The organism is Bacillus sp. CDB3 (assembly GCF_002081505.1).
Lineage (GTDB): Bacteria > Bacillota > Bacilli > Bacillales > Bacillaceae_G > Bacillus_A > Bacillus_A cereus_AT.
The window spans coordinates 1-13,942 of the sequence record NZ_ALBR01000065.1 but is presented as its reverse complement, the minus strand read 5'-3'; the positions used below and the strand labels follow the sequence as shown (position 1 = coordinate 13,942).

The window sequence follows — 13,942 nt, the reverse complement described above, 5'->3', positions numbered from 1 at the left end:
AAGTAACCTACGCACATGAAAGTGCATCATTGCCTTTTTTCATAAACATAGATACACTTTTAATATAATAAACAACTGAGATGATTAAGGAGTGTTATACTTGGCAGAATTATTACAAGGTAAAAATGCTTTAATTACGGGAGCAGGTAGAGGGATTGGTCGTGCTGTAGCGATTGCATTAGCGAAAGAAGGCGTAAATGTAGGTCTTTTAGCTCGTTCAGAAGAAAACTTAAAAGCTGTAGCGAAAGAAGTAGAAGCTGAAGGTGTAAAAGCTGTTATTGCGACTGCTGACGTATCTTCGTATGAAGAGGTAACGACTGCAATTGAAACGTTAAAAAACGGCTTAGGATCTATCGATATTTTAATTAATAACGCTGGTATCTCTAAGTTCGGTAAGTTTTTAGAACTAGACGTTGCTGATTGGGAAAAAATCATTCAAGTAAACTTAATGGGTGTATACTATGCAACTCGTGCAGCTTTACCAAGTATGATTGAACAACAATCTGGTGATATCATTAACATTTCATCTACAGCAGGACAAAAAGGTGCACCAGTAACAAGTGCATATAGTGCTTCTAAATTTGGTGTTCTTGGATTAACAGAATCGTTAGCAATGGAAGTTCGTAAACATAACATTCGTGTAACAGCGTTAACTCCAAGTACAGTAGCAACTGATATGGCTGTAGATTTAGGGTTAACTGATGGAAACCCAGATAAAGTAATGCAAGCAGAAGATATTGCAGAGTTTATCGTAGCACAGCTGAAATTAAATAAACGCACATTTATTAAATCAGCTGGACTTTGGTCTACTAATCCGTAAGGGCTAAATTTATAAAAAAAGAAGGGACATCTATTCTGTAATGGAGTGGGTGTCCCTTTTTTTATTTTTTGTTTGAAACAGAATTTTCGGTATAATTAGATGTACATGGTAGAAAAGCATTAAAAACTTTAAGGGGATGGTATATACATGAGTACGATTGAGAAATGGACGGCTGTTGATCAATATATGAGTGATGTATTAATACCGAAAGATTCTATATTAGAAGAAGTTCTTCAAGCAAACGCTGCAGCTAATTTGCCGGCACATGATGTATCGCCAACTCAGGGTAAGTTTTTACAACTATTAGTACAAATTCAAGGAGCTCGTAACATTTTAGAAATTGGCACTTTAGGTGGATATAGCACTGTATGGCTTGCAAGGGCATTGCCATTAGGAGGACGAATTGTTACATTAGAAGCAAGTGAAAAGCATGCTGAAATTGCTCGTAGTAATATTGAGTGTGCCAATTTGAGTGATAGAATTGAAATACGAGTAGGATTAGCATTAGATTCTTTACAACAAATAGAAAATGAGAAGTATGAACCATTTGATTTTATTTTTATAGATGCTGATAAACAAAATAACCCTGCTTATTTTGAATGGGCGCTGAAACTATCACGCCCTGGTACCGTAATTATTGGGGATAACGTAGTACGTGAAGGTGAAGTTATTGACAATACTAGCAGCGATCCTCGTGTACAAGGGATACGTCGTTTCTATGAATTGATAGCTGCAGAACCGCGTGTAAGTGCTACAGGGCTTCAAACTGTCGGAAGTAAAGGGTATGATGGATTTATAATGGCAGTCGTAAAAGAGTGATGTGAGGAGGTAAAAGGGATGAAAAAGAAATTTCAAAAATTATAACATGTATCGTGTGTAACACAGCTAGCTCGTGGACCTCCAACATACATAAAAATATAAGTTTATATAAAAATTGGAGGTTAGGAATAGATGAGAGCTGAAAAAGAAATGTTGGACTTAATTGTTAATACAGCAAATGAGGATGAAAGAATTCGAGCAGTCATCATGAATGGATCACGTGTAAATCCAAATGTGAAAAGAGATTGTTTTCAAGATTATGATATTATATATGTTGTAAAAGATATCCAATCTTTTACGTCTAATCATAATTGGATTCAAAGATTTGGAGAGATAATGATTGTACAAATGCCGGAAGAAATGTCATTACTTCCAGCAGATGAAGACGGGAAGTTTCCGTATTTAATGCAGTTTATGGATGGGAACCGAATTGATTTAGCGCTAGTTCCGGTTGATTTGATAGATATATTCGTTAGGCAAGATAGTTTAAGTAAGCTGCTTCTAGATAAAGATAATTGTATGGGAGAATTTCCGCCAGCAAGCGATAAAGATTACTTAATAAAAAAGCCAACAGAAAAAGAATTTTTAGATTGCTGTAATGAGTTTTGGTGGTGCAGTACAAACGTAGGAAAAGGGTTGTGGCGCGAGGAACTTTCTTATGCGAAAGGGATGCTTGAAGGGCCAGTACGAGATATGTTAATCGTAATGCTAGAATGGCATATTGGTATGAAAACAGACTTTACAGTTAATGCAGGGAAGTTTGGTAAGCATTTCGAGCAATATTTTGAAAAAGATATATGGCAACAATTTAAGAGGACCTTTTCTAATGCTGAATATGAAAACATATGGGAGTCATTCTTTGTAATGGGAGATTTATTTAGGGAAGCTGCGAATGAAATTGCTAGTACTTATGGTTATCAATATCCGCAAGATGATGATGACAAAGTGACGAGCTATTTAAAACATGTGAAAGCTTTGCCGAAAGATAGTACAACGATATATTAATTTTATAAAGTAGTAAGACTGTCCTAATTATGGACAGTCTTATTTTTGTTCATGAATAAGAATTTCTCTAACAAAGTGCAGCTGAATCACATATGAAATTTTAGGGAGGTTTTTATCATGTATTATTTTTATTCACCAGAGATGTTCGTTCCATTTCAATGGGGATTAGAGCGAAATGTTTCGTATGCTTATATGCCATATAACTCATTTTATTATGGAGACTATATAAGCTCATTGCCATACGCTTTACATGTTCCTCAAAATTATGAAATCCAAATGAAAGAAGAGGATCGGGGATCATGGACACCGTTTTCATGGGCCGAAAAATATGCGTATGCATTTTCAGGACCATACAATAAGGCGGAAGTGGCTCTTACATTTGATGATGGACCAGATTTAGTATTTACACCAAAAATATTAGATAAGTTAAAACAACATAATGTAAAAGCTACTTTTTTCCTGCTTGGTGAAAATGCAGAAAGGTATCCGAATGTAGTAAAGCGTATCGCTAATGAAGGGCATGTAATTGGTAATCATACGTATAACCATCCGAATTTAGCGAAAGTAAATGAGGCTGAGTACCGTAATCAAATTATAAAAACGGAAGAAATATTAAATCGTTTAGCTGGTTATGCACCTAAATTTATACGTCCGCCGTATGGTGAAATACTTGAAAATCAATTGAAATGGGCAACTGAGAAAAATTTTATGATTGTACAGTGGAGTGTTGATACGGTTGATTGGAAAGGTGTAAGTGCTGATACGATTACAAATAATGTGTTAGGGAATTCATTTCCAGGTAGTGTCATACTTCAGCATTCAACTCCAGGCGGACATTTGCAAGGATCTGTAGATGCACTAGACAAAATCATTCCGCAGTTAAAAATGAAAGGGGCTCGGTTTGTAACACTTCCAAGTATGTTCCAGACATCGAAAGAAAGAAAGTGAATGTGTTATCAATTGGGAAATTTAGGGTTATGTCGTATAATGAAAGTGTAGGTTAGGAGGGGATATAATTGATTGATGCACTAGTAAACATAGGAATAAGCATATTGATTGGTATTATATTTATACTTGCGGCACTTATACTCCAAAAAAATCCACCGACAGACATTAACGCGGCATATGGTTATCGTACGAAACGATCTATGAAAAATAAGGAATTATGGGATGCTGGTAATAGGTATAGTGCAGAAGTGATGAAGCAAAACGGATTCATCATGATGTTAATTGGAAGTGTTATTAGTATACTGTTTAGATATCCGCACACAATGATAGCGATTATGATTGTTATGCTATTGTTAATCATTCGCTTATTTGTACGAGTAGAGAAAAGATTGAAGATACTTGAACAATAATGATAAATAAAATAGGTCTCTCGGGTAATATAAGCTGGGAGATCAACTGCCCGTAAACGCCCGATTGGTGAAGGCTAATAATCAGTTGGGGATGAACAACCCCCACTGATTATTAGCCTTCACTTTATTTACAAACTATTATTTTTTAGCAATTCTTTTCCTTGTTCTACAACAAATTCATAGTATTCAAGGTCATACGGATAAATATCTTCAAATGTTATCGTTATCGGTTTATTGTTTAGAGCAGAAATAGTCGTTATAGATGAAATATCCCTCTTTAATAACTGTAGAAAAGAAGTTGCATGTACTTTCATCACATCGTCTACTTCTTCACCTGGTGCAAATGGAAGTGGTTTTATTACATTGTGAAAATACATATGACAAAACTCACGATCAGTAAGGTTTGAAATTTCATAATCTATTTTATAGATTCCTTTGTATGTTAAATCAGTCGTTTGGAAGGAAAGACCCAATTCTTCCTCAATTTCACGTAGGCCACCAATTAGTACATCCTCATCATGCATAATGTGTCCAGCTGAAGTAATATCCCATATACCTGGAGCTTCTTTTTTATTTTTAGAGCGTAATTGGAAATATAAAAACATATCTTCATCATCTTTTTCTACAAACCAGCAATGGAATGTTTCGTGCCAATCACCGTCACGATGCACTTCATTACGTAATTTCTTTCCAAGTGTATTTTTTTCAGAATCAAATATCGTTAACCACTCTGTCATTTTAATTCCCCTTTCTGCAAATTTTATTATACAATATTTGTATTGAATTTTGGGAAAATAAAGAAAAAGGAGTGGCTATAAGTGGAGATAGAGAATAAGGAAATAAAATCAATAATTTCAACTGAGGAAGAATTAAGACAAATATTGGGGCAACCAAGTGAGCGGGCTTTGAAAAAAGTTATTTCATCACTTGATCACCATTGTGTAGATTTTCTGTCTAAATCTCCTTTTCTAGTATTATCTACTGCAAATAAATTAGGAGAGTGTGATGCTTCGCCGAGAGGAGATGCACCTGGATTTGTATATGTATTAAATGAAAATAAAATTATCATCCCAGAAAGGCCGGGTAATCGTCGTATAGACTCTATTTTAAATATTATTTCGAATCCGCACGTAGGATTAATCTTTTTCATTCCTGGTCTCGGTGAGTCACTCCGAATAAACGGCCGAGCATACATTACAAACGATGAAGAAATTTTGAGAGAAATGCAGGCGAATGGACGTAATCCGTTACTTGGAATTGTTGTTGAGATAGAGGAGTGCTATATACATTGTGCAAAAGCTTTTATACGTTCAAAAATGTGGGATCCAGAATCGTGGTTAAATAAAAAAGAGTTACCTTCAGCAGCGAAGATGTTACTGGAGCATGCGAAAGTGAATGCTTCAGAAGAGGACGTTGCACGTTCTTTAGAAGAAAGTTATACGAAAAGATTGTATTAAAAAAATTCTTTATTGATATAGTTTTAGAAAGTGGAGATCTTCTCGTTTTAAAATGGAATATTTATATATGAACTGTTGATTTGCAAGATAGTAAATTGCAAAAAAAGTAATAAGAGCAGTCATTGTAAAATGTTATTGTGAAATATAATGAAAAATTATCTTTAAAATAGTGAGTAAAAATAGGCTTGCTTTTTAAAATTTTCATAACTATAATAAGTTAACAAATAGACATGAACGAAAAAGTAACGATAAGGACATGAGATGATTTTTACGGTTTACAGAGAGGGAAGACAAGGCTGTGAGCTTCCTAACACGAAAAATGATCTTACCACCTTTGAACTTCAATAGTGAACGAGTAATCTAGTAATTATTGACGGTATCAGCCGTTATCTGAACTTGAGCAACCTGGAAAGAAATAAGTCTAGGTTGGAACAAGGGTGGAACCACGAAAACACATTCGTCCCTTTCCTAGGGATGAGTGTGTTTTTTTTATAGTTTTTAAGATTGAAAATTTAAAATAATTAAAAAATATATTGCTTTTGTTTTTTATGCGAGTATAATGAGTTAACAAATATATATGAACGAAAAAGTAACGATAAGGACATGAAATCATTTTTACGGTTTACAGAGAGGGAAGCCAAGGGTGTGAGCTTCCTAACACGAGAAATGGTTTTACCACCTTTGAACTTCAATAGTGAACGAGTAATCTAGTAATTATTGACGGTATCAGCCGTTATCTGAACTTGAGCAATCTAGAAGGAAATAAGTCTAGGTTGGAACAAGGGTGGAACCACGAAAACACATTCGTCCCTTTCCTAGGGATGAGTGTGTTTTTTTGTCACTTTGAAAGGAGGTGCGGTAACATGAAGGGTTTAGTACGTACGGAAATAACCACCACCTGCATGATTAAAAAGCAGAGTAAGGTGATTCATAGGTGTAACAATTAAACTATTTAGGAGGAGATTAGAAGATGAATAACGTTATTAATGTTGGGGTATTAGGGTTAGGTACTGTCGGAAGTGGTGTTGTCCATATTTTGAAAGAACATTATAAAAAAATTACTCTTGATACAGGATATGAAGTAAAGGTAAAGACAGTCGTTGTACGTGATTTGGAAAAAGAACGTGATGTTTGTATTGATGGAATCGTAGTAACAAGTAATGTCGATGAAGTTCTAAATGATTCAAATATTGATATTGTAGTAGAGGTAATGGGCGGAATTGAAGAAGCGAAAGAGCATATTATGAAGGCTTTGCAAAGTAAGAAACATGTCGTAACAGCAAATAAAGATTTAATGGCTGTATATGGTGCGGAACTTCTGCAACTGGCAAATAAAAATGAATGTGACCTATGTTACGAAGCGAGTGTAGCGGGTGGGATTCCAATATTAAGAGGATTAGCAGACGGGCTAGCTTCAGATCAAATTGAAAAAATAATGGGAATCGTAAATGGAACAACAAATTATATGTTAACAAAGATGAGTCAAAATGGATGGTCGTATGAAGAGGCTTTACAGGAAGCGCAAAAATTAGGGTTTGCAGAATCAGATCCGACAGCGGATGTAGATGGACTAGATGCTGCGAGAAAGGTAGCAATTCTTGCAAACTTAGGTTTTTCGATGAATGTTGCATTAGATGATGTGCAAGTTAGAGGTATTCGAAAGGTTGAAAAAGAAGATTTAGAGATGGCCGAAAAATTAGGATTTACTATGAAACTAATTGGTAAAGCTGAAAAACAAGGATCATCCATTCACTTAAGTGTAGAACCGACTTTATTACCAAGTCATCATCCGCTATCGAATGTGAATAATGAATTCAATGCGGTGTATGTTCATGGTCAAGCAGTAGGAGAAGTGATGTTTTACGGACCTGGAGCTGGGAAGTTACCAACTGGTTCTGCTGTAGTAAGTGATATTATTTCAATCGTTAAAAATATGAATCAAGTTCCGAAAAATAAAAGTGTGTTAAAAGAACCAGAGCCGTACGAATTACAAGGAGATGAAGAAGTAGTTTCGAAATATTTCTTACGTATTTCATTACGAGATGAGCCTGGGATGTTGCAAAAAATAACAGAATGTTTCGTTAGTTATTCTGTAAGTTTAAAAGAGGTTATCCAATTACCTTTGAATCGTGAACTTGCAGAAGTCGTTGTTGTGACACATCACACTTCAAAATATCAATTCGAACGAGTTTTAGGAGCGATAGAAGCTGTCGCAAGTGAAATAAACAGTTACTACATTATTGAGGAGGAAAAACAATATGTATAAAGGATTATTAAACCAGTATGCTTCTTATTTACCAGTGAATGAAAACACACCTGATGTCAGCTTAATGGAGGGGAATACACCCCTGATTCCATTATTAAATATATCAAAACAATTAGGGATTCAGTTATACGGAAAATATGAAGGAGCGAACCCAACAGGTTCTTTTAAAGACCGTGGCATGGTAATGGCAGTTGCAAAGGCGAAAGAAGAAGGTTCAGAGGCCATCATTTGTGCATCTACAGGTAATACATCGGCATCAGCTGCCGCATATGCGGCACGCCTCGGAATGAAATGTATTATCGTAATACCAGAAGGAAAGATTGCGCATGGGAAATTAGCGCAAGCAGTTGCTTATGGAGCGGAGATCATTTCAATAGAAGGGAATTTCGATGATGCACTTAAGGCTGTAAGAAATATTGCTGCAGAAGAGCCGATTACATTAGTAAACTCAGTAAATCCTTACCGAATTGAAGGGCAAAAAACAGCAGCATTTGAAATTTGTGACCAGTTGGAAAATGCACCAGATGTTCTAGCTATTCCTGTTGGGAACGCAGGGAACATAACAGCATACTGGAAAGGATTCTGTGAATATGAAAAAGAAAAGGGTTATAAAAAACCAAGAATTCACGGTTTTGAAGCCGAAGGAGCAGCTGCAATTGTAAAAGGACATGTAATTGAAGAACCTGAAACGATTGCAACAGCGATACGTATCGGTAACCCAGCGAGTTGGTCGTATGCAGTAGAGGCTGCTGAGCAGTCTCATGGTGAAATAGATATGGTATCAGATGAAGAAATTTTAAACGCGTATAGATTATTAGCAAAAACTGAAGGGGTTTTCGCTGAGCCAGGATCAAATGCTTCATTAGCAGGCGTAATCAAACATGTTCAATCTGGAAAAATTAAAAAGGGAGAAACAGTTGTTGCGGTATTAACTGGAAATGGTTTGAAAGATCCTGATATCGCAATTTCTTCTAATAAATTAGATATTGCAAGTGTGTCAAATGATATAGAGCAAATTAAAGATCATATTAAAGGGGTGATTATGTCGTGATACCATTGAGAGTACGTGTCCCTGCTAGTACAGCGAATGTCGGACCTGGATTTGATTCAGTAGGAATAGCGTTGTCATTATATTTAGATGTGGTGGTAAAGGCGGAGGCAGATAAATGGCAAGTAATCCATTCCTTTGAAGATTCAATTCCAACAGATGATAAAAATTTAATTGTTAGCACGGCATGTAAAGTGTGTCCTTCTTTATCACCCTATATAATAGAAGTTACTAGTAATATTCCGCTGACAAGAGGTTTAGGAAGTAGTGCATCAGCAATTGTAGCAGGAATAGAGCTTGCGAATCAGCTTGGAAATTTGAACTTAACAACTGATCAGAAAGTTCAAATTGCAACAAATTTTGAAGGACATCCAGATAATGTTGCTGCTTCTATATTAGGTGGAACTGTAATCGGAGCACTGGATGGAAAGAATGTTTCCGTCGTAAGGATTGAAAGTAAGGAATTAGGCGTAATTTCTCTTATTCCGAATGAAGAGCTAAATACGGACGAGAGTCGATCTGTATTACCAGAGATGTTTCCATTTCATGAAGCCGTTAAGGCTAGTGCGATAAGTAACGTATTAGTAGCTGCGTTTTGTCAAAAGAAGTGGGAAGTTGTAGGTGAAATGATGGAGAGAGATCATTTTCACGAGCCGTATCGTTTAGAACTTGTACCGTTATTACCATCAATTCGTAAATGTGCAAAAGAATTCGGAGCATATGGCACAGCGCTTAGCGGTGCGGGACCATCCATTTTTATATTAACTCCATATGAGAAGCGACAAGAAATTGCGGAGCAATTAGCGAGAGTATTTACAGCTATGAAAGTATGTGAGCTTGAAATCGACCATAAAGGGATTACTGTAAATAAGGAAGAACATATTGGATTATAAAGAAAGCTAGCATCATTAGCTTTCTTTACGTTGTAAATCCATTTTAAATTGGCATATGAAATGAATACCAATATTTTAGAATTAAGTGAAGAGCGTATTAATTCTAGAGGTGATTATATGAGTTCAAAAGAGTCACCAGAAGAAAAAAGAGAACGCATAAGACAAAGTGAATTGAAAAATAATCCTACCGGTTCTTTGAGTGATGGACTCAATAGAGCGGAATCAGGTAGTCCTGTTGATATGGCAGGCGGTATGAATTGGAAAGGTACAGGGATAATCATCTTAGTACTACTTTTAGGATACTTTGTATACACTTACTTTTTCAGTTAAAGAATGTTTGTTAAAATTTTGATTTGCTTAGTTTCATAATTAGTGAAAAAGAAAAAAGCAGTTATCGTATTACATATCTTCTAAGCGAGTTAAAGTTGTTCATATCACCTTTTTTAATACTCCAAATAGAGCTAGCAATATGCTAGCTCTATTATTTTTTGCCACATTCCTGTAACAAAGCACCTGTATATTCATTGGTGGAGGTGCAGAGGATGAAAAAAATGATAGCGATATGTCTTCTTACAACTATGTCATTTTCGACTTTAGTCGGTTGTGATGTAAAAGGTAATAATACTGTACAAGAGTCTAAAATAAAGAAAGCGACGTATAAAGATTTTACTTACGATGTAAATCCAGAAACATTCACAATAACTGTAGAACATGAGGGTGTAAAGGAACAGGCATCACAACCCCTACCGAAAATGAAGGTATCGAATGTAAAAAAAGAAAAGGATCGTACATCGTGGGAATATCCAGATGAAAAAGTAAAAGTAAACTTAGAAAAGAAAAAAGACCACTTAAACATTGAAGTGGAATCGACTGGTGCGGAAAGCTTTACGTGGCCGAAAGTAGAGGCTGAAAATTATACACTTCCGTTATGGGAAGGTAAGCAAATTCCGAGCAATGATGAGAATTGGAAGAAGTTTTTAAAGGATGATGCATATTCATTTGCTGAATCATTTTCTATGAAGTTTTTCGCATTAAATGGTTCGAAATATTCAATAGTATATATTGCGAACAATATGTTTAATAATGAATTGAAATTTCATTCGGATCCGAAAATAGGATTTGATTTTACACATGAATTCCCGAGCATAAATAAAAATAAAACATATGGATTTCAATTATATGTGACAAATAATGATGCGGTCAGTATTGCTAAACTGTATAAGGATTATATTATTGAAAAAGGTGAATTTAAAACATTACAAGAAAAGGCTAGAAAAAATAAAGAAATCGAAAAGCTATACGGGGCGGCTCATTTTTATTTTTGGAATCAAAATGGGTTATCAGAAAGTAATGTAAATTGGCTGAAGTTAAGAGAACAAATAAATAGCCCTGTATTTAGCCATATAAAAGAGCTTATTCAAAAAAATAGTTCAGAACCTGGAGAATTGAATGTATTTGAGCAAGTAAGTAAACAAGATTTCATCGATAAGTATCAAAAAAATGTTATTTTGCGTTATGTAAACGAAGTATTATCAATGAAGGAATTTTATAAAGAGGATATTTTTCCTAAAGTTGATCAGGAAGCTAGTGCACTATTAAAGAAAGGCATGGATCACTTATCGAAGATGGAGTTATATAACTTAAATAAGCATTTATTAAAGTCGATACTTGGTGATGCGGTTGAAGAAGTAAGTAAATGGGGTAACGCAGATGGGACAGATATTATAAAGGAAATGAAAGAAGCAGGAATAGACAAAGCGTGGATTGGTCTACCGAACTGGGAACAAGGATATATGCAGCCTAATTTCGTTACAGAAGCTAAGAAAATGGGGTATTTAGTTGGTCCGTATGATTCTTATCACTCAATTCATGAGAAAGGTGATAAGAATTGGAATACAGCATCTTTTAATGATCCATCGTTATATGAAGAGGCAACTGTAACGAAGAAAAATGGAGAAAAGGTGCAAGGATTTTTAGGTAGAGGACGAAAACTAAATCCGACATTATCACTTCCTAGCGTAAAAGAAAGAATGAACGATATATTACAAAATGGTCCTAAATATAATTCATGGTTTATTGATTGTGATGCAACAGGTGAAATTTACGATGACTATTCAGCGAAACATATAACGACACAAGAGCAAGATTTAAAAGCAAGATTACAACGAATGGATTATATTGCGCAAGAAAAAGGTATGGTAGTTGGCTCTGAGGGCGGAAATGATTTTGCTAGTAGTACGATTGCATTTGCTCATGGAATTGAAACGCCTGTTATTAAATGGGATGATGAAGATATGAGAAAAAACAAAACAAGTCCGTATTATGTAGGCGGATATTGGTCACCAAATCAAAATGTTCCTGAAAAATATGCAAAACAAGTGCCATTGAAAGAAGAATATAAACAAGTATATTTAAATCCAGTATATTCGGTACCATTATATAAATTAGTATACAACGATTCCGTTATTACAACGCATCATTGGGAATGGGGAAGTTTAAAAGTAAAAGATGAAGTTGGAAATCGAATGCTATCCGAATTATTGTATAATGTTCCTCCGTTGTACCATTTAGATGAAGTAGAGTGGAATAAGCATAAAAAAGAAATTACAGAGCATCTAAAAGTTTGGAATGAAGTTCATGAAAAAGCAGTAAAAGAAGAGATGACGAATTTTGCATATTTGACAGAAGATAAGCTAGTACAATCTGTTTCTTATGGAAAAGATATTAAAATTATTGTGAACTTCTCAAATGAAGATAGGGAAGTAGAAAAAACGAAAATAAAAGCAAAGTCGGCTTTCATTTATAATCAGGGGAAAAAAAGCATGTATACGCCGTTTGAGAAATAATAATGTGAAATATACTGTATCCATAGAGATTTCATAACTAGCTGGACTCTTTATTTTTATCGTTTGTTAGGGAAAAAACATCCTAATTTAAAATGAACGAGTCAATAAATTTGTAAATTCACATGTTGCGAAGTGCTAAATTTTTGAAATTGGCAAATAGTGACTTGCCAAAAATAAGTACGAGAGTATAATGTGAAATGGAATACATATTGGGTTTAAGTAGTAACCTTACAAAATTGTAAGGTTACTGAAAGGAAATTCAATATGAAGATAAATAGACTTACATTATACTTGGTAAAGAGAAAGAGAGGCGAATGGGTATGAGCTCTGAATTAGAACAAAATACGAGAAGTAATAAAAAGCGTTCTAAAAGAAAGTCAATGAAATGGTTCATATTAATTCCATTTTTCCTACTTATTTTTGGAGGAGTAGGATATGGTTCGTTTATATATAACAAAGCAAAAGCTGTTGTAAGTGATGCGTATGCAAAAATTGATAAGTCATCAAAGCGTGATAAAGAAGTTGAACCTTTAAAGGATAATATTTCAATATTAATTATGGGTGTAGATGGAAGTGAAATGAGAAAAAGCCAATATGGCGAAGCGGTTCGAACAGATGCACTTTTATTAGCAACAATTAATAAAGATGATAAGTCTGTTAAGCTAGTAAGTATTCCACGTGATTCACGTGTTTATATTCCAACTAGAAAAAAACTAGATAAAATTACTCATGCTCACGTATTTGGTGGCGTGGAAAGTACCCGAGATACGGTGGAAAGATTTTTAAATGTCCCTGTTGATTATTATGTGAAGTTTAACTTTGAATCATTCGTACAAATTGTCGATTCAATTGGTGGTATTGATATTGATGTACCAGTTACTTTCACTGAACAAGATAGTAAAGATCAAGCTGGTATGATCCATTTAGAAAAAGGTTACCAACATTTAAATGGAGAACAAGCACTTGCACTTGCAAGAACGCGTAAAATTGATAGTGATGCAATGCGTGGTCAAAGACAACAACTTGTAATTGAAGCAATTGCGAAAAAAGCTATGTCTGTTCAATCAATTAGCAAAATGGGCTCGTTACTTGATGCAGTGGATAAAAATATGAAAACAAACTTAACGTTTGATGACATGCTTGCTATTACGAAAAATATGGCTGGATCTGACTTGCAAATGGAAAAAATGCAAATTGAAGGTACTGATAAACGTATTGGTGGTATTTATTATTACATTCCAAACGAAAAAAATGTGAAAGATATTTCGAATAAGTTAAATGAGCATTTAGGTGTAACGCCAAAGCCAGTTCGAAATGAATGTAAAAAAAAGTAGCGTCGTCGTACTACGTTACTTTACGTTAGTTACGTAAGTAGTTAACGTTACTTACGTTACGTTACGTTTATTTTACGTTTAAGTTTAAATTTAATT

The 13,942-nt window shown here is 34.8% G+C and carries 13 protein-coding genes and 2 other annotated features; of the genes, 12 read left to right on the top strand and 1 reads right to left on the bottom strand.

Annotation, left to right across the window (positions count from 1 at the left end):
• Positions 1-100 precede the first annotated feature (100 nt).
• The 5 genes from CDB3_RS14685 to CDB3_RS14665 all read left to right on the top strand — a co-directional run bounded on the left by CDB3_RS14685 (position 101) and on the right by CDB3_RS14665 (position 4,002).
• Positions 101-820 carry a 3-ketoacyl-ACP reductase gene (locus CDB3_RS14685; RefSeq protein ID WP_000818985.1) on the top strand — a complete coding sequence of 240 codons (720 nt, stop codon included), beginning with the start codon at positions 101-103 and terminating at the stop codon, positions 818-820.
• Between the two features lie 147 nt (positions 821-967).
• Positions 968-1,639: an O-methyltransferase gene (locus tag CDB3_RS14680; protein ID WP_128854998.1), complete on the top strand. Its 672-nt coding sequence runs from the start codon at positions 968-970 to the stop codon at positions 1,637-1,639.
• A gap of 132 nt (positions 1,640-1,771) precedes the next feature.
• On the top strand, positions 1,772-2,644 hold the full coding sequence (locus tag CDB3_RS14675) for an aminoglycoside 6-adenylyltransferase (RefSeq protein WP_128854997.1): 873 nt from the start codon (positions 1,772-1,774) through the stop codon (positions 2,642-2,644).
• Positions 2,645-2,761: 117 nt separating this feature from the next.
• Positions 2,762-3,592 (top strand): peptidoglycan-N-acetylglucosamine deacetylase, encoded by an 831-nt coding sequence (locus CDB3_RS14670; RefSeq protein WP_128854996.1) that lies wholly within the window; start codon positions 2,762-2,764, stop codon positions 3,590-3,592.
• A gap of 71 nt (positions 3,593-3,663) precedes the next feature.
• Complete coding sequence (locus CDB3_RS14665) at positions 3,664-4,002, top strand: SdpI family protein (RefSeq protein WP_128855094.1); 339 nt, start codon at positions 3,664-3,666, stop codon at positions 4,000-4,002.
• 128 nt (positions 4,003-4,130) lie between these two features.
• Here CDB3_RS14665 and CDB3_RS14660 read toward each other — a convergent pair whose 3' ends face one another.
• A complete protein-coding gene (locus CDB3_RS14660) occupies positions 4,131-4,739 on the bottom strand; it encodes an NUDIX hydrolase (protein ID WP_128854995.1) in 609 nt (202 codons plus the stop codon).
• Positions 4,740-4,820: 81 nt separating this feature from the next.
• Between CDB3_RS14660 and CDB3_RS14655 the strand changes: the two genes are divergently transcribed.
• From CDB3_RS14655 to CDB3_RS14625, 7 genes are all read left to right on the top strand, one after another.
• Positions 4,821-5,459 carry a pyridoxamine 5'-phosphate oxidase family protein gene (locus CDB3_RS14655; protein ID WP_128854994.1) on the top strand — a complete coding sequence of 213 codons (639 nt, stop codon included), beginning with the start codon at positions 4,821-4,823 and terminating at the stop codon, positions 5,457-5,459.
• 236 nt (positions 5,460-5,695) lie between these two features.
• Positions 5,696-5,927 (top strand) — a binding site (T-box leader).
• Positions 5,928-6,042: 115 nt separating this feature from the next.
• Positions 6,043-6,274, top strand: a binding site (T-box leader).
• 155 nt (positions 6,275-6,429) lie between these two features.
• Positions 6,430-7,725 carry a homoserine dehydrogenase gene (locus tag CDB3_RS14650; protein ID WP_128854993.1) on the top strand — a complete coding sequence of 432 codons (1,296 nt, stop codon included), beginning with the start codon at positions 6,430-6,432 and terminating at the stop codon, positions 7,723-7,725.
• Positions 7,718-8,776, top strand: a complete 1,059-nt coding sequence (gene thrC, locus CDB3_RS14645; protein ID WP_128854992.1) for a threonine synthase — start codon at positions 7,718-7,720, stop codon at positions 8,774-8,776. Before CDB3_RS14650 ends, thrC begins: the two co-directional genes overlap by 8 nt.
• Positions 8,773-9,666: a homoserine kinase gene (gene thrB / locus CDB3_RS14640; protein WP_000612652.1), complete on the top strand. Its 894-nt coding sequence runs from the start codon at positions 8,773-8,775 to the stop codon at positions 9,664-9,666. Before thrC ends, thrB begins: the two co-directional genes overlap by 4 nt.
• 117 nt (positions 9,667-9,783) lie before the next feature.
• Positions 9,784-9,996 carry a DUF6366 family protein gene (locus tag CDB3_RS14635; protein ID WP_128855093.1) on the top strand — a complete coding sequence of 71 codons (213 nt, stop codon included), beginning with the start codon at positions 9,784-9,786 and terminating at the stop codon, positions 9,994-9,996.
• 212 nt (positions 9,997-10,208) lie between these two features.
• Entirely contained in the window at positions 10,209-12,512 is a 2,304-nt protein-coding gene (locus tag CDB3_RS14630; protein WP_128854991.1) for a glycoside hydrolase, read from the top strand.
• Positions 12,513-12,832: 320 nt separating this feature from the next.
• Positions 12,833-13,846: an LCP family protein gene (locus CDB3_RS14625; protein ID WP_128854990.1), complete on the top strand. Its 1,014-nt coding sequence runs from the start codon at positions 12,833-12,835 to the stop codon at positions 13,844-13,846.
• Positions 13,847-13,942 lie beyond the last annotated feature (96 nt).